The organism is Kitasatospora sp. NPDC058190 (assembly GCF_042883685.1).
Lineage (GTDB): Bacteria > Actinomycetota > Actinomycetes > Streptomycetales > Streptomycetaceae > Kitasatospora.
In genome coordinates, this window is record NZ_JBHVVI010000003.1 from 138,531 (window position 1) to 162,696 (window position 24,166).

General features: G+C 73.9%; 27 protein-coding genes. 9 read left to right on the top strand and 18 right to left on the bottom strand.

The features are described from left to right. Nucleotides 1-36 precede the first annotated feature (36 nt). The 3 genes from ACFVWU_RS02475 to ACFVWU_RS02485 all read right to left on the bottom strand — a co-directional run bounded on the left by ACFVWU_RS02475 (nt 37) and on the right by ACFVWU_RS02485 (nt 2,690). On the bottom strand, nt 37-816 hold the full coding sequence (locus tag ACFVWU_RS02475) for a 2,3-dihydro-2,3-dihydroxybenzoate dehydrogenase (protein ID WP_387614387.1): 780 nt from the start codon (nt 814-816) through the stop codon (nt 37-39). 185 nt (nt 817-1,001) lie between these two features. Further along, nucleotides 1,002-1,535, bottom strand: coding sequence for a GNAT family N-acetyltransferase (locus ACFVWU_RS02480; RefSeq protein WP_387614389.1), 534 nt, complete (start codon nt 1,533-1,535; stop codon nt 1,002-1,004). Between the two features lie 21 nt (nt 1,536-1,556). Then, entirely contained in the window at nt 1,557-2,690 is a 1,134-nt protein-coding gene (locus ACFVWU_RS02485) for a CapA family protein (RefSeq protein WP_387614392.1), read from the bottom strand. Nucleotides 2,691-2,981: 291 nt separating this feature from the next. Here ACFVWU_RS02485 and ACFVWU_RS02490 point away from each other — a divergent pair, with 291 nt between their 5' ends. The 5 genes from ACFVWU_RS02490 to ACFVWU_RS02510 all read left to right on the top strand — a co-directional run bounded on the left by ACFVWU_RS02490 (nt 2,982) and on the right by ACFVWU_RS02510 (nt 9,114). Next, the gene (locus tag ACFVWU_RS02490) at nt 2,982-3,791 is read left to right on the top strand and encodes a universal stress protein (protein WP_387614395.1); all 810 of its coding nucleotides are present in this window, start codon (nt 2,982-2,984) and stop codon (nt 3,789-3,791) included. 121 nt (nt 3,792-3,912) lie between these two features. Beyond that, nucleotides 3,913-5,202, top strand: coding sequence for a M48 family metalloprotease (locus tag ACFVWU_RS02495; RefSeq protein WP_387614397.1), 1,290 nt, complete (start codon nt 3,913-3,915; stop codon nt 5,200-5,202). A 30-nt stretch (nt 5,203-5,232) separates the two neighbouring features. Further along, nucleotides 5,233-5,655: a MarR family winged helix-turn-helix transcriptional regulator gene (locus ACFVWU_RS02500; protein WP_380609575.1), complete on the top strand. Its 423-nt coding sequence runs from the start codon at nt 5,233-5,235 to the stop codon at nt 5,653-5,655. A gap of 115 nt (nt 5,656-5,770) precedes the next feature. Next, entirely contained in the window at nt 5,771-6,949 is a 1,179-nt protein-coding gene (locus ACFVWU_RS02505; protein ID WP_387614400.1) for a PP2C family protein-serine/threonine phosphatase, read from the top strand. Nucleotides 6,950-7,305: 356 nt separating this feature from the next. Then, nucleotides 7,306-9,114: a sialidase family protein gene (locus tag ACFVWU_RS02510; protein ID WP_387614403.1), complete on the top strand. Its 1,809-nt coding sequence runs from the start codon at nt 7,306-7,308 to the stop codon at nt 9,112-9,114. A 60-nt stretch (nt 9,115-9,174) separates the two neighbouring features. On the opposite strand, the gene ACFVWU_RS02515 is transcribed toward ACFVWU_RS02510, so the two are convergent. Then, the gene (locus tag ACFVWU_RS02515; protein WP_387614406.1) at nt 9,175-9,951 is read right to left on the bottom strand and encodes a GNAT family N-acetyltransferase; all 777 of its coding nucleotides are present in this window, start codon (nt 9,949-9,951) and stop codon (nt 9,175-9,177) included. A 4-nt stretch (nt 9,952-9,955) separates the two neighbouring features. Then, nucleotides 9,956-10,390 carry a MerR family transcriptional regulator gene (locus ACFVWU_RS02520; protein WP_387614409.1) on the bottom strand — a complete coding sequence of 145 codons (435 nt, stop codon included), beginning with the start codon at nt 10,388-10,390 and terminating at the stop codon, nt 9,956-9,958. 82 nt (nt 10,391-10,472) lie between these two features. On the opposite strand from ACFVWU_RS02520, the gene ACFVWU_RS02525 reads away from it, so the two are divergent. Continuing rightward, nucleotides 10,473-11,366: an NAD(P)-dependent oxidoreductase gene (locus tag ACFVWU_RS02525; protein ID WP_387614412.1), complete on the top strand. Its 894-nt coding sequence runs from the start codon at nt 10,473-10,475 to the stop codon at nt 11,364-11,366. A 38-nt stretch (nt 11,367-11,404) separates the two neighbouring features. Here ACFVWU_RS02525 and ACFVWU_RS02530 read toward each other — a convergent pair whose 3' ends face one another. Then, nucleotides 11,405-12,181: an SDR family NAD(P)-dependent oxidoreductase gene (locus ACFVWU_RS02530; RefSeq protein WP_387614415.1), complete on the bottom strand. Its 777-nt coding sequence runs from the start codon at nt 12,179-12,181 to the stop codon at nt 11,405-11,407. Nucleotides 12,182-12,308: 127 nt separating this feature from the next. Then, nucleotides 12,309-13,238, bottom strand: a complete 930-nt coding sequence (locus ACFVWU_RS02535; RefSeq protein ID WP_387614417.1) for an NADP-dependent oxidoreductase — start codon at nt 13,236-13,238, stop codon at nt 12,309-12,311. 148 nt (nt 13,239-13,386) lie between these two features. On the opposite strand from ACFVWU_RS02535, the gene ACFVWU_RS02540 reads away from it, so the two are divergent. Continuing rightward, nucleotides 13,387-14,718, top strand: coding sequence for a LuxR C-terminal-related transcriptional regulator (locus ACFVWU_RS02540; protein WP_387614420.1), 1,332 nt, complete (start codon nt 13,387-13,389; stop codon nt 14,716-14,718). 74 nt (nt 14,719-14,792) lie between these two features. After that, nucleotides 14,793-15,239, top strand: coding sequence for a protein phosphatase (locus ACFVWU_RS02545; RefSeq protein ID WP_387614422.1), 447 nt, complete (start codon nt 14,793-14,795; stop codon nt 15,237-15,239). Nucleotides 15,240-15,250: 11 nt separating this feature from the next. On the opposite strand, the gene ACFVWU_RS02550 is transcribed toward ACFVWU_RS02545, so the two are convergent. From ACFVWU_RS02550 to ACFVWU_RS02560, 3 genes are read right to left on the bottom strand one after another with little or no spacing between them, the layout of a single operon-like run. Next, nucleotides 15,251-15,601, bottom strand: a complete 351-nt coding sequence (locus ACFVWU_RS02550) for a hypothetical protein (protein WP_387614425.1) — start codon at nt 15,599-15,601, stop codon at nt 15,251-15,253. Then, complete coding sequence (locus tag ACFVWU_RS02555; protein ID WP_387614428.1) at nt 15,558-16,208, bottom strand: DUF2867 domain-containing protein; 651 nt, start codon at nt 16,206-16,208, stop codon at nt 15,558-15,560. The genes ACFVWU_RS02550 and ACFVWU_RS02555 overlap by 44 nt, the downstream gene beginning before the upstream one ends. Before the next feature lie 45 nt (nt 16,209-16,253). Continuing rightward, nucleotides 16,254-17,123, bottom strand: coding sequence for an NmrA/HSCARG family protein (locus tag ACFVWU_RS02560; protein WP_387614430.1), 870 nt, complete (start codon nt 17,121-17,123; stop codon nt 16,254-16,256). A 70-nt stretch (nt 17,124-17,193) separates the two neighbouring features. Here ACFVWU_RS02560 and ACFVWU_RS02565 point away from each other — a divergent pair, with 70 nt between their 5' ends. After that, a complete protein-coding gene (locus ACFVWU_RS02565; protein ID WP_387614433.1) occupies nt 17,194-17,661 on the top strand; it encodes a MarR family winged helix-turn-helix transcriptional regulator in 468 nt (155 codons plus the stop codon). Here ACFVWU_RS02565 and ACFVWU_RS02570 read toward each other — a convergent pair. The 8 genes from ACFVWU_RS02570 to ACFVWU_RS02605 form a co-directional block, all read right to left on the bottom strand. Continuing rightward, a complete protein-coding gene (locus ACFVWU_RS02570; protein ID WP_387614541.1) occupies nt 17,658-18,617 on the bottom strand; it encodes an urease accessory protein UreD in 960 nt (319 codons plus the stop codon). The two genes, ACFVWU_RS02565 and ACFVWU_RS02570, sit on opposite strands and share 4 nt — an antisense overlap. Nucleotides 18,618-18,622: 5 nt before the next feature. Then, on the bottom strand, nt 18,623-19,243 hold the full coding sequence (ureG, locus tag ACFVWU_RS02575; protein ID WP_387614435.1) for an urease accessory protein UreG: 621 nt from the start codon (nt 19,241-19,243) through the stop codon (nt 18,623-18,625). Between the two features lie 40 nt (nt 19,244-19,283). Next, a complete protein-coding gene (locus tag ACFVWU_RS02580; RefSeq protein WP_387614438.1) occupies nt 19,284-20,036 on the bottom strand; it encodes an urease accessory protein UreF in 753 nt (250 codons plus the stop codon). Further along, nucleotides 20,033-21,757 (bottom strand): urease subunit alpha, encoded by a 1,725-nt coding sequence (ureC, locus tag ACFVWU_RS02585; RefSeq protein WP_387614440.1) that lies wholly within the window; start codon nt 21,755-21,757, stop codon nt 20,033-20,035. The genes ACFVWU_RS02580 and ureC overlap by 4 nt, the downstream gene beginning before the upstream one ends. Continuing rightward, entirely contained in the window at nt 21,757-22,242 is a 486-nt protein-coding gene (locus ACFVWU_RS02590; RefSeq protein WP_387614443.1) for an urease subunit beta, read from the bottom strand. The genes ureC and ACFVWU_RS02590 overlap by 1 nt, the downstream gene beginning before the upstream one ends. Nucleotides 22,243-22,265: 23 nt before the next feature. Further along, nucleotides 22,266-23,117: a cobalamin biosynthesis protein CbiX gene (locus ACFVWU_RS02595; protein ID WP_387614446.1), complete on the bottom strand. Its 852-nt coding sequence runs from the start codon at nt 23,115-23,117 to the stop codon at nt 22,266-22,268. 3 nt (nt 23,118-23,120) lie between these two features. Then, nucleotides 23,121-23,426 carry an urease subunit gamma gene (locus ACFVWU_RS02600; protein ID WP_316524538.1) on the bottom strand — a complete coding sequence of 102 codons (306 nt, stop codon included), beginning with the start codon at nt 23,424-23,426 and terminating at the stop codon, nt 23,121-23,123. An 82-nt stretch (nt 23,427-23,508) separates the two neighbouring features. Continuing rightward, nucleotides 23,509-23,985, bottom strand: coding sequence for an urea transporter (locus tag ACFVWU_RS02605; RefSeq protein WP_387614450.1), 477 nt, complete (start codon nt 23,983-23,985; stop codon nt 23,509-23,511). Nucleotides 23,986-24,166 lie beyond the last annotated feature (181 nt).

Below are 24,166 nucleotides of genomic sequence, written 5' to 3' on the forward strand. Positions count from 1 at the left end.
AGTCTGGGACGGTCTCTACGGTCTACGGAAGGCGACTCAGGCGCGCAGAGTCGCGCCGCCGTCGACATACAGGTCGTGCATGGTGATGTGCCGGGCCCGGTCGGAGGCCAGGAAGACCACCGCCTCGGCGATGTCGGCGGGCGCGGCGATCCGGCCGAGCGGGATCCCGACCCGCCAGGCCCCCAAGTCGCCCTCGATCACCCGTCGTTCGGCCGCCTCGGCGTCCTCGCCCCACAGTGCCCGCTGCATCGCGGTGTCGGTCGACCCGGGTGAGACGATGTTGCAGCGCACCCCGGAACGGGCGAGCTCCAGCCCGAGGCAGCGGGTGAACACGGTGGCCGCCGCCTTGGACGCCGCGTACGCGGCCATCCCGGCCCGCGGCACCCCGGCGGCGTTGGAGCCGACGGTCACGATGGCACCACGCCCGCGCGCGGCCATCCGCCGCCCGACGGCCCGACCGGTGTGGAACACCCCGGTGGCGTTGACGGCGAAGGTCTCCGCCCAGTCCTCATCACTGAGTTCGACGGCCGAACCGGGCCGCAGGACCCCAGCGACGTTCACCAGTACACCGACCCGGCCGAGTTGACCTTCCGTCACCTCGACGGCACGGTCGACGGCTTGCGAATCCGCGACGTCCAGCACGTACGGGTGAACGGCGGAGGACTCCGCAGCCAGCTCGGCGAGCGGACCGGAGTCCCGGTCCAGCGCCGCGACCACGGCGCCCTCGGCGGCCAGTGCCCGGGCCACGGCCGCACCGATGCCCTGCCCGGCCCCGGTGACCATCGCGACGACACCGGCGAATTCGGACTGCTGCACAGGACATCCCCTCCGACCAGCTTTGTTAGGCAAGCCTAACCTAACACAATTGTTCGCCTACGCCGAGATCCTGTGCGACAACGTCAACTCGCCCCGGATGCACGGAACCGGATACACGGAAGCCGCCCGACCCCGGCAGGGGACGGGCGGCCTGAGATGCCGAGTCGGTCGACCGGGCGGCGCGACTACCGGCTCTCGGGGAGGTTGCCGGCGTAGATCCAGTCGTAGCCGTCGTAGCCCGGGCCGTCCAGGTGTTCCGCCCGGCGCAGACCGGCGCGCAGGGCGACGTGCTGGGAGGGAAGGTTCTCGGGGCGGACGCGGGCGATGAGCGATAGCCCGGGCACGGCGGAGACGGACCACCCCACGACGGCCGTGGCGGCCTCGGTCGCGAAGCCCCGGCCCCACGCGGCGGGGGCGAAGCGGTAGAAGAGGTTGAGGATGGGCCGGCCCGCCAGCTCCACGGGTTTGACGCCGCAGAAGCCCAGCACCGGCGAGGCGTCGCGCTCGCGGACCGTCCAGTAGCCGTAGCCGCAGGCCTGCCACCCGGCGTCCCAGCGGGCGTAGCGCTCCTCGGCCTCGGCGCGGGAGGTCAGCACGTCGGAGGGGTTGTGGACGCAGGTGGCCGGGTCCCGGTGGATGGCGAGGACGGCGTCCAGGTCACGAGCCGAGGGGCGCCGCAGCGACAGCCGACTGGTGGTCAGTTCCTCGTGTCCGCTCATGCGGTGATGGTACGGACGACATCAACGGGCAGCCGGCGGCGGGGTGAGTCCGGCGCAGCCGCGGAGGCCGTCGCGGCGCTTGAGGGCGGCTTCGGCGGTGGCGCCGGTGACCGGTTGGGGGATGCCCTTGTCGTCGATGGTGGCCGGGGCGAAGGCCTCACCGGTCACCTTGCCGTCGGCGGCGAGGGTGAGGGTGGTGACACCGGTCTCGTTGGAGTTGGGGTAGTTGGAGGTGCCGTACCAGAGGAAGTTGCCGAAGCCGTAACCGATGTAGGTGTTGCCGAGCATGCCCGAGCCGACCATGGTGTGGGCGTGGGTGCCGACCACGGCGGTGGCCCCGACGGAGGCGAGCTTCTTGGCGACGGCGGTCTGGGCGCCGGTCGGGCAGGCCTTGCCCTCCTCGCCCCAGTGCAGGTAGACGAGCACGACCGGGGCCTGCTGCTTGGCCGACTCCACCGCCTTGACCAGGGCAGGCACGTCCAGCGCCGAGGCGATGCCCGGCTTGTCGGCGCCGGCCCGCCACTTCTGGTTGGTGATGTCCTCGACCTGGCTGGCGGCGACCACCGCGACCTTCACCCCGCGCACCGTAGTGACGTACGGGGCGTACGCCTCCTTGGCGTTGTGCCCGACGCCGATCACCGGGATCGGCGAGGAGTCCTTGGCGGCGAGGGTGTCGGCGAGGCCGTCGGCGCCGAAGTCGACGGCGTGGTTGTTGGCCATCGAGACGATGTCGACGCCGGAGTCCTTGAGCACGGACAGCGCCTTGGGCGAGGTGCGGAAGGTGTACGTCTTCGGCTCCGGCGCGCCGCGGCCGGTGATCGCGGTCTCCAGGTTGAGGACGGACAGGTCGGCGTCGGCGAGGGTGCGGGACATCGGGCCGAGTGCGGGCTCGGGCGGCTGGACGGACAGCCGGGCCTCGGTGCGGCCCTCGAAGTGGACGTCCCCGGCGAAGGCGACGGTGATGCTGCCGTCGGGCCGGGGCGCGGAACTCTTGCCGGGGGTCGAGGCGGGGGCCGTGCCGGAGGGCGTACCGGGGGGCGCGGCGGCCGCGGCACCGGAGGGGGCCGCCGGGGCGGGCGCCGGGTCGTCCGGCCCGCAGGCGGCGACGGCGGTCAGCCCGACGAACAGCGCGACGGCGGCCGCGGCACGGCGCATGAGTGGTTCCCCCCGAGAACGATGCAAGAGCGGTCAGCCTACGCCACCGAATCACCACGGCTCGGGCCCGCACCCACAACATTCCGGACACAAAAGCGCACCGACAGCCCCGGTCGCCGCACCGACGACCACGCCGACGACGACGCGGGCGGCCGGATCGACAGCCGCCCCGCCCGTTGGCCCACCCGTCCCAATCCCCCGCCCCACCCGGCCACCGCGTCCCTGGCGCCCCGGCCGGTCGGCGCGCAGCGTGGAGGGGAGGCGGCAGATCCACGCCGGAGGTGGTACGTGATGGGCAGCAACCAACCCGCCGGCAACCAACCCGCCGGCACCCGACCGGTGGGCATCCGGCCCGTCGGCTCCCAACCCGCCCCCGGCCGGGCGCGCCGGATCGTGGTCGGGGTCGACGGTTCGGCGCCGTCCAAGGCGGCGCTGCGCTGGGCGATCGGGCAGGCGGTGCTCACCGGGGCCACGGTGCACGCCGTGGCGGCCTGGGAGTACCCCTCGCTGTACGGCTGGTTCGCACCGATGGTGGACGACGGCTTCGAGCAGACCGCCCGCCGGACGCTGTCCGCCGAGGTCAACGAGGTGGTCGGCCCGGAACGCTCGGTGGAGGTCCGGGAGAGCCTGGTCCTCGGACACGCCGCCGAGGTGCTGCTGGAGGCGGCCGAGGACGCGGACCTGCTGGTACTGGGCAGCCGCGGCCGCGGCACCTTCGCCCGGACGCTGCTCGGCTCGGTGTCGACCCGCTGCGCGGTGCACGGGGTCTGCCCGGTGGTGATCGTCCGCGCCGACGGGACGGCCTCCGCGCCGCCACCGCCGGAGGCGGCGGTCGGGGAGCAGGCCCCGGGCGCCGTCCGCACCAAGGACTGGCAGCTCAGCCTGCACGTGGTCGAGGACCGCGACACCACCCGGGTGCACGCCGTGCTGGACGCCGACGGCAACGTGCTGCACAGCGACGCCCTGGCCCGCCGCAACCCCCACGACACCCCGGCCCCGGCGGTCGGCGACGAGTTCGCCGTCGGCCGCGCCCTGGTCGACCTCGGCCACCAGCTGCTGCGCGCCGGCGTGCACAGCGCCACCGGCCCCGCCGAGGAGTGAGCCAGGCGAGCGAGCACGGGGAACGAGCACGAGCACCGGAGCACGGAGGACTGCGCAGCACCCGGGCGGGTACGCCATGCTGAACCGCGACACCCCGAACCGGAGGAGCCGCACCCCGGCCATGAACACCCCGCCACCGAACAACGCACCGGCGAACACCCCGCCGCCGAACACCCCGCCGAACACCGCGCCGCCCGCCCCCGACTTCACCCCGGTCCAGCGCGCCCGCGGCCGCGCCCTGCGCCGAGCGCAGCTGCCGTGGGCGCTCGGCGGACGGCTGGCCGGCCTGGCGCTGCCCCTGCTGCTCGGCCTCACTCCGGCCGGCGCTGCCCTGGTGACCGCCACCGGCCGCTGGTTCGGCGGTTCCCGCACCGCCGCCGTCCTGGCCGGGGCGGCCGCGCTGATCCTGCTCGGCCAGGCCCTGCAGCTGCCGTTCGGCGCCCGGGTGCGCTCCGTGCGGGCCCGGTACGGCCTGGTGACCCAGGGCTGGGCAGGCTGGGCACTGGACGTTCTGCGCGGGCTCGCGCTCACCCTGGTGCTGCTCCTCCCGCTCCTGTTCGGCCTGTTCGCCCTGACGGACTGGTCGCCGCGGCGCTGGTGGCTCCCGGCCGCGGGCGCGGCGGCGCTGCTGACCGCCGCCCTCTCCTTCCTCCACCCGCTGCTGATCGAGCCGGTGTTCAACCGCTTCACCCCGATGCCCCCGGGCGAATTGCGCACCGCCCTGCTGGCGCTGGCCGCGCGGGACGGCGTGCGGGTGCGGGACGTCCTGGTGGCGGACGCCTCCCGACGCACCACCGCGCTGAACGCGTACGTCTCCGGGCTGGGCGCGACCCGCCGGATCGTCGTGTACGACACCCTGCTCTCGACTGCCGACCCGCGCGAGGTGGAGCTCGTGGTGGCGCACGAGCTGGGGCACGTCAAGCACCGCGACGTGCCACTCGGTACGGCGCTGGGCGCGGTCGGCGCGGCTGTCGCCGTGGCCGTCCTCGGGCTGCTGAGCACCTGGCGTCCGCTGCTGGACGCCGCCGGGGCGCGCGACGCGGCCGATCCGCGGGCGCTGCCGCTGCTGGCCGCGCTCGCCTCGCTGATCGGTGCCCTGTCGGGCCCGGCGCAGTGCGCGGTGAGCCGCCGGATCGAGGCCAGGGCGGACCGGCACGCGCTCGAACTGACCGGGGACGCCGAGCAGTTCGTGGCGATGCAGCGCAGACTGGCACTGGCGAACGTCTCCGATGTCGACCCGCCGCGGGTGCTTGAGCTACTGTTCGCCACTCATCCGAGTGCGACCCGCCGGATCGCGGCCGCCCGCGCCTGGCAGGCCGCACCGGGACGGCCGGCGGGCGAGGCGTCGAGCGGGACGGCGGGCGACGCCGCCGACGAGCCGCGCGCGACCCCGGGTGAATCCGTTGTATAGTGCAACAAATTCCGAGGAGGTAGGAACGCCGTGCCCGGCCGCCAGTCGTCCATCGACACCATCCAGCGCGAGCTGACCGCCTTCGCCCGCCGTGCCCGGCACAAGGCCTCCCAGCTGCACCCCGACCTCTCCCTGGTCACCTACAGCATCCTCGACCTGATCACCGAGCGCGGCGGCTGCCGGGCCGCCGACGTGGCCGCGCACTTCATGCTCGACAAGTCCACCGTCAGCCGCCAGGTCACCGCCCTGGAGAAGCTCGGCCTGCTGCGCCGCGAGGCCGACCCGGACGACCAGCGGGGCCAGATCCTGCGCGCCACCGAAGCCGGGCTGACCCTGCTGCGGGACGCCAACGAGCAGCGCCGGATGGCCTTCACCACCCGCTTCACCGACTGGTCCGACGAGGACGTCGCCCGCTTCGCCGCTTACCTGGCCCGTTACGGCGAGGAAGGCTAGCCCGGCCCACGGCACCGCCGGACACCACACCCGACGACACCCCCGACACCGCCGGACACCACCCCCGACACCCCCCGGGGTGCGCCCCACCGCCCCCACGGTGTACAGAGGAGAGGTGCCCCTCCGGCAGCGTGCCGAACAGCCGCGTCCCCGCGCCCGCCGCCGCGCCTGGCGGCCCGACCGCCGAGTGCTGACGGCGCTGTCGCTCGCGCTGATCATCCTGATCACCGTCGTCGACATCCTCTCCCCGCCGGAGATCCACCTCGGCCCGCTGCTGATCGTCGCCCCCGCCCTCACCGCCTCCTTCGCGGGCGCCCGCGCCACCGCCGGGGTCGCCCTACTCGCCCTCGGCGCGCTCACCTTCATCGGCGCCGTCCGGGACGGCCTGACCAGCGCCAACATCGAGACCCAGCTCGGGGCGCAGGTCGTCGTCTCGGCCCTGATCGTCGGCCTGCGGGTGCTGCGCGACCGGCACGAGCGTGAGCTGGCCCGGGTCCGCTCGGTCTCCGAGGCCGCCCAGCGGGTGCTGCTGCGCCCGCTGCCGGAACGGATCGGGCCGCTGCACCTGGCCTCCGTCTACCTGGCCGCCGAGGCCGAGGCGCAGGTGGGCGGCGACCTGTACGCGGCCGCCCGCACCGCCACCGGCACCCGGCTGCTGGTCGGCGACGTGCGCGGCAAGGGCCTGTCCTCGCTCGGCGACGCCGCCCTGCTGCTCGGCGCCTTCCGCGCCGCCGCCCACCTGCACGCCGACCTGCCGGACCTCGCCGCCTACCTGGACGGCAGCGTCTGCTGGGACCTCGCCCAGCTGGCCGAACAGTCGCGGCAGGCCCGGCTGGCCCGCCCGTCCCTGCGCCCGGGGGTCCACGAGGCCCCCGACGAGGGCGGCGAGTCCTTCATCACCGCCGTCCTGCTCGACATCCCCGACGACGGCTCGCCGGTCCGCCTGATCGACTGCGGCCACCCGCCCCCGCTGCTGCTGCGCCCCGAGGGCATCACCACCATCGTCGCCCCCCACCCGGCGCCCCCGCTCGGCCTCGGCGAGCTCACCCCGGTGGAATACGAGGTGGAGGCCTTCCCGTTCCGCCCCGGCGACCGGCTGCTGATCTACACCGACGGCGTGATCGAGGCCCGCGACGCCCAGCGCCGCTTCTACCCGCTCACCGAGCGGGTCACCGACTGGCAGGCCGAACGCCCGGCCGCCCTGCTGCAGCGGTTGCGCCGCGACCTGCTCGCCCACGTCGGCGGGCGGCTGGACGACGACGCGGCGATGGTCCTGGTCGAGCGGCTGCCGTAGGAGCCGGCTCGACGGACGTCAGGGCCTGTACGGCAGCTGCGGCACGTCGAAGCGGGTCGCGGTCATGGCCGGCACCTGGTCCACCCCTGGTCCGTACCGCCCGATCGTCCGGTCGGCACCTTCTCCCAGACGGTGACGCCCGGCCCGGGCGGCGAACTCTCCGACAAGTCGGCACCGTTCGCCATGACCTCCCCCACCGACGGCAAACGGGTCGTCAACTTCCGGCCCCCGCCCTTGTTGCCATGACCTCGCCCTCACTACCGTCGTCGGGCCCGCGCCGCCCGACCCCCAGGCGGCCGTGGGCAATTCCCGACGCACTGCCCCAGGTTCACCCCCAGACCGCAGGAGGCATCACGTTGCGCAATCGCAGACTCGCCCTGCTGCTCGGCCCGGCGCTGCTCGGCCTCTCCCTCCTCTCCCCCTCCTCCTCCGCCGCGACCGGGGGCCCGGCCCTGCCCCAGGGCACCCAGAGCGACTCCGCGTACGCGGCGAGCCAGGCGGCCAACGCCGTCAGCAACGTCGAGGCCACCACCGCCCGGACGAGCTGCTTCCGGCCCGAGGTGCCGTACGCCGCCGACAGCGGCCCCGCCGAGGGCTACAGCGGCATGACGCCCTGCCCGGCGGGCGGCGCGACCACCGGTGAGGACACCGGCGCGGCGGGCCCGTACGCGTCCCAGGCCGGCAGCAACCCGGGGTACCCGGCGGCGACGCCGATGCTGGTCAAGGGGCACTCGGAGTCCGACCTGCGGGTCGACCCGACCAACCCGAGCCACCTGATCGGCGCCTCCAAGTGGGTGGCCAGCGCGGAGGGTTACAACCACCTGCTCGGCTTCTTCGAGTCCTTCGACGGCGGCCACAGCTGGCCGGTGCAGGGCCACATCCCCGGCTACGAGGGCTGGACCGACAACACCGACCCGGTCGGGGCCTTCGACACCTGGGGCAACTACTACTCGCTGCTGCTGCCGTACCAGTTCGTCTACGACGCCGACGGCTCCCACGACTTCGTCCCCGGCACCGCCCAGGAGGCCGACCCGGCCGTCCCGTCCCAGGTCATCTCGGTGTCGGTGCGCCCGCACGGCGCCACCACCGCCACCCAGTGGCTGAGCACCCACGGCGGCCACCCGGACTACGTGGCGACCTACGACAGCGTCGGCAACGGCCCCGACAAGCAGTGGATCGCGATCGACACCAACCCCGGCAGCCCGCACCTGAACCGCATCTACGCCATGTGGGTGGACTTCCACAGCAAGACGGCGGTGCCGTACGTCGCGTACGCCGACGCCCGCCCGAACGGCACCCACACCGACTGGTCGACCCCGCAGGCGCTGCCCGAGCCGCCGAGCACCCCGCAGGGCGCCACCTACCTGCTGCCCCACGTCGCCCCGGACGGGACGGTGTACACCACCCTCACCAACTCCGACCCGGCGCACCGGTTCTGCTGCGACGCGATCGTCCTGGACGCCTCGCACGACGGCGGTCGGACCTGGTCCACGGTGTCCGGCCTGCCCGGCACCATCACCCCGCCGCCCGGCTCGTACGCCAACACCACGTTCCGCGACGGCATCGAGGACACCTTCACCCTGGGCAGCCGGCCGGTGAACGGCCACTACCCGCTGTACGTCGCGTACGAGGACTACGCCACCGGCGTGGTCAACGTCCTGCTGACCGCCTCCTACGACGGCGGCGCGAGCTGGAGCGACCCGGTCCGGGTCAACGACAACGCCGCCCCGGTGGACGAGTTCCAGCCCAACCTGGCCACCGGCCCCGACGGCACGGTGAGCGTCGCCTTCTACGACCGGCGTCTCGCCTGCCCCGCCGCCGGCACCGCCGAGGCGCAGGCCGCCGGGCTCGCCCTGGACACCGCCAACCCCAAGCACCCCGGCGCGCCTTACGGCGCCACCGACTACTGCGTGGACACCAGCGTCCAGTTCTACGACCCGACGCTGAACCCGCTGGGCCACAACCTCCGGCTCAGCGCCCACTCCTTCGACCCGCAGCTCGACGCCCCGGTCGAGGGCTCCGACACCTTCATCGGCGACTACTTCGGCAACACCATCGGCGGCACGACGGACTACACGACCTCGGTGACCACCTACGACGACGGCACCAACCCGGCCCACCTGCAACAGCAGCAGGTCACGGCGGTGGCGGTCCCGCGCCACTGACCCGGCCCACCCGAACGGCCTGGCCCCCGGCGTCCGCCGCACCGGGGGCCAGGCCTCGCCCTACGGCTGGTACACGTACGGCGTGGTGGTGCTCAGCCGCGCGAAGCCGAGACGCTCCAGGATGGGGCGGCTCTGGTCGCTCGCGTCGACCTGGAGGTACTCGTAGCCGAGGTCGGCGGCGAGGCGGGCGCGGTGGGCCACCAGGGCGCGGTAGATGCCGCGGCCGCGCCAGCCGGGCACCGTGCCGCCGCCCCACAGGCCCGCGAAGCCGGTGCCCGGGGTCAGCTCCATCCGGGCCTCGCTCACCGGCTGGTCGCCGGCCATCGCGAGGACCATGAGGACCGTCTCCGAGTCGTGCCGCAGGGAGTCCAGCATCCGCTCCCGCAAGGCGGGGAACTCTCTGCCGAAGGCCTGCTCGTGGACCGCCACCATGAGGTCCACCCCGGCCGGGTCGGTCACCGCCTCCAGCCGGACGCCCTCGGGCAGCGCCGGGTCGGTGGGCAGGTCCGCGATCCGGGCGATCATCAGCGCCTCGTCCGGTTCGGCCGTGAACCCGGCCGCGAGCAGCCGTCGGCCCAGGTCGGCGGGGCGGTCATGGGCGTAGGTCTTCCACTCGAACTCCAGCCCCAGTTCGGTGAAGTAGCGCACCTGGGCGGCGATCGCCGCGTCCGCCCCGGCCTCGTCGAGGCCCGACCAGACGATGCCGTTCCAGTCGTGCTCCCCGCCCACCTGGCGCACCACGGCGCCGTCACGCTCGACGCGGACCCCGGGGCCGTCGGCCTGCGCGTCGCGCCGGATCCGGTCGTCGAACAGGGCGAGTACGTGATCATGATCCATCCGATCACTCCAGCACGGCCGGCCGGTGCGCGCCACCGGTTTTCCGTCCCGTCGCGTCGGCCCTCGGCCTGCGGATCAGCTCGCTCGGCGCCTGCGCGCCCATGATGGCGTCCAACAGCGCCCGCGCGGCCGCGAGTTCGTCCAGCTGCCGGGTGATCCGGGCTCGCTCCCGGGCCAGACCGTTCAGCAGCTCCGGGCAGGTCGGACCAGGGCGACGACGCCCCGGCAGCGGCAGGCCCGGGAGGATCTCGGCGATCACGGCGCTGTTGAGGCCGGCCGCGAGCAGGGTGCGGATGCCGTGGACGGTGTCCACGTCCCGCTCGCCGTACTCGCGGTAGCCGCTGGGGCGGCGCTCGGGGGCGAGCAGCCCCTGCTCCTCGTAGTAGCGCAGGGCGCGCGGGGTGACCCCGGTCCGCCGGGCCAGCTCTCCGATCCGCATCACGGCACCTCTCCCCTCAGCCCACAACCTGTGGCTTCCGGCCTTGACTCTGCCGTCGGCGTGAAGGTCTAGCGTAACCGCCATGCCGAACGAACAATCTTCCTCAACCCCCCTTTCCGGTACGGCGGTTGCCGTCCTCGGCCTGGGCCCGATGGGCCGGGCACTGGCCGCGGCGCTGCTGGCCGCCGGCCATCGCGTCACCGTCTGGAACCGCACCCCGGGCCGGGACACCGAACTGCTCGCCCTCGGCGCGCGACCGGCTGCGAGCACCGCCGGGGCCGTGGCGGACGCCCCGCTCGTCCTGCTCTGCGTCCGCGACCAGCCGGCCGCCCGAGCCGTACTGGACACCGCCGGGCAGGCGCTGCGCGGCCGCACCGTCGTCAACGCCACCTCGATCGCACCGGAGGACGCCCGGGCCAACGCCACCGACGCCGAGGCCCGGGGCTACCGGCTCCTCGACGCCGCGATCCTCACCCCCGCCCCGACCATCGGCCGCCCGGAGGGCGCCGTCGTGCTCAGCGGCGACCCGGAGGCCTTCACCGCGCACGAGGCGACGCTCCGGGCCCTCGGCACCGTACGCCACGTGGGCGCGGACCCGGGGCGGGCGGCGGCCTTCGACACGGCTCTGCTGGACCTGTTCTGGACCACCGTGCACGGCTACCTCCACGCCCTGGCGCTGGCCCGCGCCGAGGGCGTCAGCGGCACTGAACTCGCCCCGTACGCCCAGGGGTTGCCGCGCATGCTGCCACCGCTGATGGAGGACTTCGCCCAGCGCGCGGACGACCGCCGCCACCCGGGCGACCGCAGCAGCGTGGCCTCCGCCGCGGCCGGGCTGGAGCACGTCGCCCACACCGCCCGCAGCCGCGGCCTGGACACCTCCGTCCTGGACGCCGCGCTCGCGGTCACCCGGCGGGCGGTGGCGGCGGGGCACGGCGCGGACGGGGTGTCGGCCCTGGTCGAGCTGTTCGGCCGCTAACTGTCGGACACGGCCTCGCCGTTCACGCTCCAGGTGCCCTACTGTGCCAAGTACCCGCCGTCGACCGGCAGCACCGCCCCGGTGATGAAGGAGGCGTCGTCCGAGGCGAGGAAGAGGACGGCGGCCGCGACCTCGGCCGGGTCGCCGAGCCGCCCCATCGGGTGCAGCTTCTCGATCGCCTCCAGGTACTCGGGCCCGCCGGGCTCGTCCCGCAGCCGGGCCACCCGCTCGGTGGAGATGGTGCCCGGAGCGACGGCGTTGACCCGGATCCCGCGGTCGGCCCACTCGACGGCGAGGTGCTTGGTCAGCCCGGAGGCGACGAACTTGGCGGGCCCGTACACCGCCTGGCCGCGCTGGCCCGCCTCGCCGGAGATCGAGGACAGGCACACGATCGAGCCGCCGGGCCGCTCCTGCGCGGTCATCGCCTGGATCGCGTACTTGCAGGTGAGGAACATGCCCCGGCCGTCGACGGCCATCACCTGGTCCCAGTCCTCGGCGGTGGCCTCGGTGATCTCCATCAGCGGGATCACCCCGGCGTTGGCCACCAGCACGTCCAGCCGCCCGTGCCGCTCGACGGCCGCGTCGACCATCCGCCGGGCGTCCCCGTCCCGGGACACGTCGCCCACCACCGTGCTGACGGCGCCCGGCAGTCGCTCCGCCAGCCGGCGCAGCCCCTCGGCGTCCACGTCGGTGGCGACCACCGACGCGCCCTCCCGGACGAACCGCTCGGCCACGGCCTTGCCGATGCCACTGGCCGCCCCGGTCACCACGCACGAGCGCCCGGCCAACCGCCCCGCCGCGTTCAGAGTCACCATGGGCGGGACTCTACCGACCGCGGCGGGGGGAATCGGGGTTCCGCGACGATCCCGCGCTCGGTGCGTCAGCGGCGCCGTACGAGGGAGGTACGGGCACGGCACGGGCGGGCACGGGCGTGCGGACGGGTCAGACCGTGAGGACGATCTTGCCGCGCAGGTGCCCGTGCTCGCTGACCCGCTGCGCCTCGGCCGCCTCCGCCAGCGGGAACACCCGGTGCAGCGGCAGCCGCAGGGTGCCCGCCTCGTGCAGGGCGAGCGCGGCGGCGTAGCCGCGCCGGTGGTAGGACTCGACGCCCTCGGCGCCGCCGGTGAAGCGGACGCCGTGTTCCTCCGCGCCCGGGATGTCGGCGATCGTCAGCACCCGGTCCGCACTGCCCGTCAGCTCGACCGACAGCGGCAGCACCCCGCCCCGCCCGGCCGCGTCCAGCGCCCGGTCCACCCCGCCCGGGGCGGCCGCCCGCACCCGCTCGGCCAGGCCCTCGCCGTACGCCACCGGGATCGCGCCCAGCTCGCGCAGATGGGCGTGGTTGGCCTCGCTCGCGGTGCCGACCACGGTGATCCCGCGCTCCCGGGCGAACTGCAGCAGCAGAGTGCCGACCCCGCCGGCCGCGCCGTGCACCAGCAGCGTCTGGCCGGCCCGCACGCCGAGCAGGTCGAGAACGCGCTCGGAGGTCTCGGCGGCCACCGGGATCGCGGCGGCCTTCTCCCAGCTGAGCGTGGCGGGCTTGGCCGCCAGCTGGTCCGCGGCCACCAGCGCGTGCTCGGCGTAGCCGCCGCCCATCAGGGCGCCGAACACCTCGTCGCCGGGCTCGAAGCCGGCCACCTCGGCGCCGACCGCCTCCACCACGCCGGACAGCTCGTAGCCGGGCACGGCGGGGAAGGTGACCGGGAAGAGCGCGTCCAGCTCACCGCTGCGCACCTTGTGGTCCAGCGGGTTGACGCCCACCGCGCGGACCGCGACCCGCACCTGGCCGGGGCCGGGGGCGGGCAGTTCGATGTCGATCGGGCGCAGCACGTCCGCGCCGCCGTACTGCGGGAAGGCAATCGCCTTGGTCATGGAATGTCCTCGGGGTTTCCGGGAGTTGTTGCTTCCGACGACTCCATCCTGCGGCGCCGTCGACGGGCGCCCGGCCCGCCCTTCGGACAGTTCGACCTGGCCGAACGGACGGGCGGCCGACCGCAGCTCCCGGATTAGGCTGGACGGCATGGACGAGACGTGGCAGGAACACTGGGGCCGCCCCGAGGACGCGCTGGCGCGGGCCGTCGAGGTGCTGCGCGCACCCCGGCCGGATGTACTGCCGCGCCTGTCGGAGGTGGTGCGCACTCTGGTCCCGCACGCGGCGATCGCGCACCTCAGCGGCATCTGCACCTTCTCGCCCACCCACAGCTACGGCCCGCCCGAGCTGACCGAGGGCATCAGCGGCCTGGAACTGGCCCAGCTGGCCGACCGCGCGGCCGAAACGACCGCGACCGGCAGGCCCTGGCAGGGTGAGGCCGAACTCGCGGGCCGCACCCGGCCGGTGGTGGTGGTCTCGGCGGCGCCGGGCGACGGCAAGGGCGCGGTCCTGGTGCTCGTCCGGACGAACACCGAACCGGTGGCCCCGGGCGCGCTCGCCGTCCTCCAGCAGCTGTGCGACCTGGTGATCACCCACTCCGACCACCGCGCCACCGACGCCGACCCCAGCCGTGCGGCGGTCTCCCGTGCCGCCGCCAACGCCCGCGCCCGGGCCATCGCCGAGTTCACCGGCACCCACAGCGCCGCGCTGAGCGCGATCCTGGCGCCGCTGCGCTCGGCCGACCTGGACGACGCGGCCGCCCGCCGCGCCGCCTCCGAGCTGGCCGTCACCGCCCTGCTCGACCTGCGCCGGGGCGCCGACCTGGACCGCACGCTCAGCGAGGAGCCCGCCGACGCCGCCTTCGCCCGGCTCGCCCGCGAGCTGCGCCCGTTGCTGCGGCACACCCGGGTCCGGCTGGACCTCGCACCGCCGGCGGAGGCCACCCGGTCCGTCCCTGCGGACACCGCGCACACCGCGCGCGACGCCGTCCGGGTCGCCGTCCTCCTGATGCTGGAACAGGACAAACCGACCCGGCTGCACGTGAGTTGGCAGTTCACGAGCGGCGGTTCGCTGCGCGCCGTGGTCCGTGACGACGGCCCCGGCCTGCTCTGCGCCGACGCCCTGACCGTCCACCGCACCGCCGACCGGATCGCCGCCCTCGGCGGCCACCACACCGTCGAGGCCGTCCCCGGCTGGGGCACTACCGTCACCGTCGACCTGCCGCTCGCCCTGCCCTCGCCCTCGGTGGCCACCGACCCGTTGGAAGGTCTCCAGCCGCGCGAGCTGGAGGTCCTCGACCAGCTGGCCCAGGGCCGCCGCAACCGGGACATCGCCGCCGCACTGCACATCAGCGAGTCCACGGTGAAGTTCCATGTGGCCAACATCCTGGCCAAGTTGGACGTCGCCTCGCGCGGCGAGGCGGCCGCCCTCGCCCACCGGGCGGGCCTGCCCGGCGCCGCCCGGCTCCACGTGGCATCCTGACCCGGTCGCGCCGCCACTTCCGATGACAGGAGCCCCCATGACCCCGGCCCGGACCGGCCACCCCGGGATCTGAGATGACCGACCAGCCGCCGCCCACCACCTGGGACCCCGCCGCCCCCGGCGTGCTCCGCCTGCCCTCCGGCCGCCTGCTGCGCGGCCGCGGCCTGAGCAACCCCCTGCCGCCCGGCCCCCGACCCACCTTCGGCGTCTACCTGCTGGGCCGCCCACCCAAGGCCCTCGACTGGCGGACCCGGTGGGTCCGCTGGCCCGACTTCCGGCTGCCCGCCGACCGCGCCGACGCGGCCGACGCCTTCCGCGAGGCCTGGGAGCGCTGCGCCGTCGACCGCGTCGAACTCGCCTGCGCCGGCGGCCGCGGCCGCACCGGCACCGCGCTCGCCTGCATCGCGGTCCTCGACGGTGTCCCGGCGGCCGAGGCGGTCGCCTACGTCCGGGAGCACTACCGCCCGCACGCCGTGGAGACGCCCTGGCAACGCAAGTTCGTCGAGCGCTGGAGCGGCTGACCCGGGTTCGCTCACGCCTCCCGGACGAGCGAGTCCCCCGTCATCGTGAAGCGCAGCTCCGCCCCCGTCTCCTCCGGCCGCCACCCGGCGGCCAGGCCGGAGCGGACGAGGTCGGCGGTGAGCGCCGGGGTGACGGGTTCCAGCTGGAACACCTCGGCGATCCGCTCGGGCGGGGCCGTCAGCAGCACCCCGTAGTGCAGCCACGGGTCGTCGAAGCGCCGGGTGACGGCCAGGACCCGGCCGCCACGGCCGGGCTGGTCGAGCCAGACGCGCACGACCACGTGTTCGCCGTCGCGGAAGCGGACCACCCAGCGGTAGTCACGGCCGTCGACGTGGATGCCGCGCGGTGTCCTCTGTGCCACCCCGCGACGATACGCCCCCGGCCCCGGGGACCAGCACGGCCCGATCACGCCAGGCCTGTTCGAACCGGCGGGTCATCCCGGGGTAGACGACGTGGTGGCGGAACGGGGCGATGAGGTCCATGTAGCGGCGGCCGAGCCAGCCGTTGGGCTTGACCAGGACGGCCATCCGCAGCTCGTGGCCGCCGCCGGCGAGGGGGACCCAGCCGAGGTGCATCAGGCCGTGGACGGTGCGGTTGGCGATCTCGGCGACGTACTCGGTGTGGGTTCGATAGACCGGGGTGAGCGGCGAGCCGACGGGGTCGACGGTGTCGCGCAGGTCCTGCGGCAGGCGCTCGCGCAGGGACGGGACGCGGCTGCCGAGGCCGGTGGCGGGGTCGTCCCAGCCGAGGACGGCGCCGAGTTTCCAGCGGACGGCGAAGAGGATGCGGGCCGGGAGGTCCTGGGCGGAGGGTCCGCGACCGGCGCGGACGGCGGCGAGCGCCGTCGGGAAGTCGTCCGGGCCGGCGCCCGGGGTGCGGTAGGACCAGACGTCCTCGATCCGGAAGTCCCCGGCGAACTCGTGGATCCGCCAGGGCTGTCGGGCGTGTGCTGCGTGTGGAAGCCGCATGGTGGCCACCCCCTTCACCGGACGAGGCTAGGCCTCCTTATCCGTTCACAGTTCCCAGGGCTGCTCGGCCGCCCACTCCTCCACCGTCTGCCAGTGGATTCCCGGGTGGGCGGCGTGCAGGGCGACGGTGTCGACGTCGAGGCCGGGCTCCTGGAAGTAGCGGAACATCGCGGCCAGGTCCTCGGAGTAGGTCTCGACGACGGCGAGCGGCACCTCCTCGCAGCGGATCGGGCGGCCGCTCGCGGCGGCGATGGCGGCGGCGATCTGCTCACCGGTGCACCACTGGGAGGCGATGTCGATGCGTCGGCCCGCGTAGTCCTCGGGGTGGGTGAGGACGTGGGCGGCGAAGGCGCCGATGGTCTGGGCGGCGATCACCGGGAGGGGGACGCCGGGCGGCATGGGGAGGTGGTAGACGCCCTCGCGGAGGGACTGGAGGGTCCAGTCGTTGGCGTAGTTGTCGAGGAAGGCGGCCGGGCCGAGGACGGTCCAGGGCAGGTCCAGGCCGGCGAGGTGCTGTTCGATGCGCTGCTTGGTGTCGAAGTGCGGGATGCCGGTGGAGCGGTCGGCGTTGGTGGCGGAGGTGAAGACCACGTGCCGTACGCCGGCGGCGGCCGCCGCGTCGAGGAGGGCGATGCCCTGGCGGACCTCGGTGTCGAGGTCCGTCCCGAACGGGGTGGACATCGCGAACAGCGCGCCCGCGCCGTCCAGGGCGGCGGCCAGCGAGGCCGGGTCGTCGAAGTCGGCGCGCACCAGGTCGGCGCCGAGGGCGGAGAGTTCACGGGCGGCCGGGGAGTCGACGGCACGGGTCAGCGCCCGGACGGGACGGCCCGCGCGCAGCAGTGCGCGGGCGGTGGCTCCGCCCTGGGCGCCGGTGGCACCCGTGACGGCGACAGGAAGCCCAGTTATCTGCGTCATGCAGATAAAAATAGGGAACGACGCCTGCGTCGCGCAACTATTTATCGGGAACCCGGCTACCCTTCCCCCCATGACCACCCGCGACGAACTGATGGCGCAGCTGTGGCCGGTCTCGCGCCGCTACCTGGCCTCCTACGTGCTGTTCAACCAGGCCGTCGCCGACCACCTCGGCATGCACCCGACCGACGTCCAGTGCCTGAACCTGCTCACCCTGGAGGACGGACCGGTCACCACCGGACGGATCGCCGAGCTGACCGGCCTCACCAGCGGCTCGGCGACCCGGCTGGTCGACCGGCTGGAGAAGGCGGGCCTGGTGGCCCGGCAGCGGGACGAGGCGGACCGCCGCCGGGTGCTGGTGGCCGTCCTCCCCGAGGCGCTGGAGCGCTTCGGGGAGGTGTGGCGCGCCCTCAGCACCGACTGGGTGGCGATCTTCGCCGAGGACAGCGAGGACGAACTCGCCTTCCTGCTCAAGCACATGAACCGCACGGTGGACCTCAGCCACCGGCAGATCGCCCGCCTCGCCGACAAGGACCTCTAGGTCTTCCGCAGTTCCGGCGCCGGAACCCCGATCAGCAGCCGCCGCACCGCGTCCCACGCCGTCCGCAGCGCGGCCGCGCAGACCCGGGAGTCCGAGCCGAGCAGTCGCAGCCAGGCACCGCCGTCCTGCGGCAGCACGCTGACCCCGTACAGCAGGCCGCGACCGGCCAGCGCCTCGTGCAGCACGTCCGCGATCCGCGCCGCCGGGGCGAGCGGGCTGAGCACGTACAGGCTGGACATCACATCGTGCCCGCCGAGCACGGCCGGACCGGCGACGCCGCCGCCCGCGGGCTCCAGCCGCACCGTGTCCAGGGCCACCAACTCCCCGTCCGGCCGCCGCACTTCGAGGTCCGAAGCGAACACCTGGTAGGCGTTCCGCTCGCCCCGGGCGAGCCGGCCGGCGAGCAGGCTCTCCCCGGCGACGACGGTCGCACCGGCGTCCACGGTCAGCACCGTCCGCTGGTAGAACCGCGAGTCGACGAAGGGGATCACCGGCTCGGGCAGGTATTCGACGTAGGAGCCCGGCCCGGCCGAGAGATTGACGAGCTGGGTCGCGTAGTCGTGCTCCATCCGGTAGACCTTGGTGGCCGCCTGGGTGGTCAGGTGCACCGCCGTGTCGGCGCCGCAGCGGATGTCCGTGCGCAGCCGGTCGGCCTGCAGGATGCCGCCGCCGGTGGACATCAGGAAGGTGACGGCGAGGTCCGGGCGGGCTGGATCGAAGTAGAGCGGGCGCATGATCTGCAGCGGCGACTTCTGGTAGTGGCCGGTGAGTTCGGTGCGTCCGCCGATCCGCTCGAAGGCCAGCTCCAGCAGCCCGACCTTGCCGGGTCGCCCGACCGCGAGGGTGTCGGGCGTCCCGGCGTGCCGGCGGACCTCGTACGGGACGCGGGCCGGCTCGTAGTGGCGGGGGTCGAGCCGGGGCACCGACCCCTGCGGGGGCGCCGACCCCTCCGCCAGGACGGTCACGCCGGGACCTTCCGGAAGGTCTCCAGGAAGCTCGCGATCTCCTCCAGCCCCTCCCCCGTCAGGCAGTTGGTGAGCACCACCGGCCCGCCCTCCCGGACCCGCCGGGCGTCGGACTCCATGATGCCGAGGTCGGCGCGGACGTACTGGGCGATGTCGATCTTGTTGATGACCAGCAGCTCCGACTCGGTGATGCCCGGGCCGCGCTTGCGGGGCATCTTCTCGCCCTCGGCGGTGTCCAGGACGAACAGGAAGAGGTCGACCAGCACCGGGCTGAAGGTCAGGGTCAGGTTGTCGCCGCCGGACTCGTACAGCAGGGTGTCGACGTCCGGGAAGCGCTCCAGCATCTCGGCCCCGGCCGCCAGGTTCATCGTCGGGTCGTCCCGTACGGCGGTGTGCGGGCAGGCACCGGTCTCCACGCCGACCACCCGCTCCGGGTCGAGCACCCCGGCGAGGGCGCGGCGCACGTGCTGGGCGTCCTCCTGGGTGTAGATGTCGTTGGTGATGACCGCCGGGCGGTGGCCGCGCGCGATCAGCACCGGGACGAGCGCCTCGATCAGCGCCGTCTTGCCGGAGCCGACCGGGCCGCCGACGCCCACCCGGAGCACGTTCTCGGTCATGCTGTCTGGTCTCCTCTGCTTGCTTGCGTACGAAGGGGGTTCAGCTCGCGAACAGCCGGGCCTCGGCCCGCTCGTGCCGCCCGGACATCGCGTCCGCGACCGGCACGCAGCCGCCGAGGTCGGCCGACTCCCGCACCAGGGCGGCCGCCACCACCTCCCGGATCACCGGCGCCACGGCCCGCAGCACCACCTGCGCCTTGCGGTGGTCGGTCAGCCGCAGCCGCAGCGCGGCGCCGACGAAGCTGGCGCAGAAGGCGAACAGGTCGCTGGCGACGGCCTGTTCGACGGGGACGGCGGCCGAGGCGTAGACGACCCCGGCCGCCACCGCCTGGCAGCCGGGGGCCCGCTTGGCGGCCACCAGTTCGGCGTACCGCTCCAGCGGCTCGCCGCCCACCGACTCCCGGGCGATGTCCAGGAGTTGGCGCCCGGTACGGGTGGCGGCCAGCCGCAGCTCGCGGTTGAGCTTGGTGGCGTGCAGCCGCTGGTCGGTCTCGGCCAGCAGCTGCCAGTCCCCGGCCGAGGCGGCCCGGTGGGCCAGCGCCAGTGCCGTGGCGTCGGACGGTCCGACGCTGTGCCGCAGCAGGTCGGCGAGCAGCTCGGGCATGGTGTCCGGGGTGACGGCCTTGGCCTGGGCGTAGCCCTCCAGTCCGTGCGAGAGGGTGTAGAAGCCGCTGGGGAAGGCGGAGTCGGTCAGCTGGAGGCTGACCAGCAGGGCGTCCAGGCCGTTGCCCGGGGCCGAGACCGACTCCGAGGCCGGGGCCGAGGCCGAGGCCGAGCGCGAGGTGATGCTCATGCGAGGTAGAACAGGTGGTTGAGCGGCAGCTCGCGGGCGGGCTCGATGGTGGCCGGTTCGCCGTCCAGGGTGACCTTGTACGTCTCCGGGTCGACCGCGATCTTCGGCAGCGCGTCGTTGCGCACCATGTGCTGCTTGCCCACCGAGCGGCACCGCCGCACCGGCAGCACCCGGCTGTCCAGCCCGAGTCGGTCCGGGACCCCGAGGTCCACGGCGGCCCGGGACATGAACGAGACCCGGGTGGCCTGCTTGGCCCGCCCGTACGCGCCGAACATCGGGCGGTAGTAGACCGGCTGCGGGGTGGGCAGCGAGGCGTTCGGGTCGCCCATCAGGGCCCAGTTGATCACGCCGCCCTTGATGACCATCTTGGGCTTGGCGGCGAAGGAGTTGATCGGCCAGAGCACGATGTCGGCCAGCTTGCCGGGCTCCAGCGAGCCGATGTGGTCGGCGGTGCCGGAGGCGACGGCCGGGTTGATGGTGAGCTTGGCGAGGTAGCGCAGGACGCGGAAGTTGTCGTTGCGCTCGGTGTCGCCGGCCAGCTTGCCGCGCTGCTCCTTGCAGTGGTGAGCGGTCTGGAAGGCGCGGGTGAAGGACTCCCCGATCCGGCCCATGGCCTGCGAGTCGGAGGAGAAGATCGAGATCACGCCCTCGTCGTGCAGCACGGTCTCGGCGGCGATGGTCTCGGCGCGCACCCGGGAGTCGGCGAAGGAGACGTCCTCGGGGATGTCGTGGCTGAGGTGGTGGCAGACCATCACCATGTCCAGCAGCTCGTCCACCGAGTTGACGGTGTAGGGCAGCGTCGGGTTGGTGGAGGACGGCAGCACGTTGGGCTCGCCGGCGATCCGCATGATGTCGGGGGCGTGGCCGCCGCCCGCGCCCTCGGTGTGGAAGGTGTGGATGGTGCGGCCGTCGATCGCGGAGAGGGTGTCCTCGAAGTAGCCGGACTCGTTCAGGGTGTCGGTGTGGATGGCCACCTGCACGTCGTACTCGTCGGCGACGCCCAGCGCGCTGTCGATCGCGGCCGGGGTGCTGCCCCAGTCCTCGTGCACCTTCAGGCCGCACACGCCCGCCTCGACCTGCTCGCGCAGCGCGCCCGGCAGCGAGCCGTTGCCCTTGCCGAGCAGGCCGACGTTGACCGGGAGGTCCTCGACCGCCTGGTACATCCGCCCGATGTTCCACGGGCCGGGGGTGCAGGTGGTGCCGTTGGTGCCGTCGGACGGGCCGGTGCCGCCGCCGATCAGGGTGGTGATGCCGTTGCTCAGCGCCTCCTGGACCTGCTGCGGGGCGATGAAGTGGATGTGGGTGTCGATGCCGCCGGCGGTGGCGATCAGGTGCTCGCCGGAGATCACCTCGGTGCCGGGGCCGATCACCAGCCGGGGGTGCACCCCGCTCTGGGTGTGCGGGTTGCCGGCCTTGCCGACGGCGGTGATGAAGCCGTCCTTGACGCCGATGTCGCCCTTGACGACGCCGAGCACCGGGTCCATGACGATCACGTTGGTGATGACCAGGTCGAGCGCGCCCTGCACGGAGGTGGCGGCCGGGTCCTGGGCCATGCCGTCGCGGATGCCCTTGCCGCCGCCGTAGACGGCCTCGTCGCCGTAGTGGCCCTGGTTGTGGTCCTGCTCGATCTCGACCACCAGGTTGGTGTCGGCGAGGTGGAAGCGGTCGCCGACGGTGGGGCCGAAGAGGTCGGTGTACTGCTTGCGGGACAGGATGGCCATCAGCGGTCGCCTTCCTTGCGGCTCTCGCGGTTCTCGGTGTTCTCGTGGTTCTCGCGGTCCTCGCGGCTCTCGGTGTGGAAGTCCGCGCGGGGGTGGTCTTCCTTGAGATCGAGGTTGGTGCCCTTGAAGCCGAGGGCGATCGCCCGGTCGATGGCGCGGGCGCGGGTGGCGGGCGCGGTGGTGCCGCCGTCCACGAGGTTGCTGAAGCCGACCAGACGACGGTGGCCGCCGAACTCGGCGAGCGTGACGTCCTTGGTGTCGCCGGGCTCGAAGCGGACGGCGGTGCCCGCCGGGATGTCGAGGTGCTTGCCGAAGGCCGCGTTGCGGTCGAAGTCGAGGGCGCGGTTGGCCTCGAAGAAGTGGTAGTGGGAACCGACCTGGATCGCCCGGTCGCCCGTGTTGCTGACCGTGATGACGGCCTTCGCGCGGCCGGCGTTGATCTCCACCGGGTCGTCGCCGTACAGGTACTTGGCGCCACCAGACATGGCTGGCCTTCCTCTCTGCCGGTTCAGTGGGGGGTGTGTGCGGGGGTGTGTGCCTGGGTGCGGGGGTGTTGGTGCGTGTGGGGGTGGCTGTGGGAGTGCGCCTCGCCGGGCCCGTGGCTGTGCGCGTAGCCGTGCCCGTGCTCGGCGTCGAGGCCGGCCGCGATGCCGTCCTCGCCGTGGCCGAGCAGGTGCAGCGCCGCCGCCGTCCGGGCCGCGACGACCCCGGCGATCGCGGACGGCCGCAGCAGCGGCCCGCCGTCCCGTACACCGGGCAGGGCGGTGCGCAGCGCCGGCCCGAAGGAGGCCGGGACGGCCGTCACCTCCGCCGCCCCGAGCAGGCGGCAGCGCTCGGCGCCCTCGGCGGGGTCCGGGTCGCCACCCGCGAGGGCCACCTCGACCCAGCGGTGGCGCCCGTACTGGCGGACCAGGCGGGCGATCCGGAACAGTTCGGCGTCCTCGAAGGGGCCGGCCGCCGGGGCGGTGACCAGGACGGCGCCCTCGCCGCCGGCTCCGGCCGCGGCGCGCAGCCAGCCGATCAGGTGCTCGGCGGCGCCGAAGGCGGCGGTGAGCGCGAGGCGTCCCCGGCCCTGGTCGGCCGCCAGCCAGCGCAGGGCGCGGGCGGTGTCGGCGACCAGCCCGGGGTCGCGTCCGAGCGTCATCGGCACGACGCACACCGGTCCGTCGGTGGCGGCCAGCGCCGACCGTACGGCCTCGGACAGTGGGCGGCCCACGGCGGCGACGGCGTGCACGGTGGGCCCGTTCGCCGTGGATCGCGGCTCCACCAGGGCGGCCAGGTCACGTCCGCCGTCGCTCTCGTGGCCGCCGGCCAGCACGACGGTGGCGGGCCCGATCCCCGCGGCCTGTCGTGCGGTCATGGCTCAGGCACCCACCGGGTCGTGACAGGAGACCAGCTTGGTGCCGTCCAGGAACGCCGCCTCGACCTGGAGCAGCGGCAGCATCTCGCGCACGCCGGGCATGACGTCCGCGCCGCTGACGACCTGCTTGCCGATCTCCATGCACTCGGCGACGGTGCGGCCGTCCCGGGCGCCCTCCATGATCGCCTCGCTGATCAGCGCGCAGGCCTCGCTGTAGTTGAGCTTGACGCCGCGGTCGCGGCGTTTACGGGCCAGATCGGCCACGACGTAGATGTAGAGCTTGTCCATCTCACGCGGGGAGAGATTCACGGGAATCACTCGTCCTTTCCGAGAATCCGATGAAATGCAAGGGAGTTGGACGGAGGAGAACCGGGTTCGACGCCTACCGCGCTCAGACCCGACGCAGCCGGGGAATCGCCGGTACCGCTGCCAGGAAAAGCATGGTGGTCAGGACGAACGGCCAGGTGAAGGCGTGGCCGCCGAAGGGCGCGGAGATCGCGCCGAGCGCCGGGGTCAGCACGGTCGCGGCGGCCGCGCCGAGTACGGCGTAGGCCGCGCTCCAGCCGCCGGGCGCGACGAACACCCCGCACAGCGCCGGCGCCACCAGCACGCCGCTGCAGCCGAGCAGCCCCTGACCGACGGCGGTGGAGACGGCGCTGCCGAGCAGGCCGTGGAGGCCGTACTGCCAGCCGGCGGCGAACAGTGCGGCGACGAAGAGGAGTCCGCACACGGCGGACGGCATGAAATCGACCTGGGCGACACCGCGCAGGACTTCGGCGACTGACTTGACGGATATCGGACGGGCAACCCCGGCGGCACCTTCGGAGGTTTCACCGAAGACACCTTCCCCACCCTTTTGTTGAGCCATACAGCGCACCAATTCCCGGTACGGCCGAGGGGGCTCGGGAGATTGCTCGGGAGCCCGTTCGGCGATTCGTTGGGAACCGTACTCCTGCGGATTGCCGATCGGGACAGGCGCGTGGCGTTACACCAAATCAACCGTGAGTGACCGACAGGCCGCTGAGCTGCAACATTCTGTTGAAGATTCG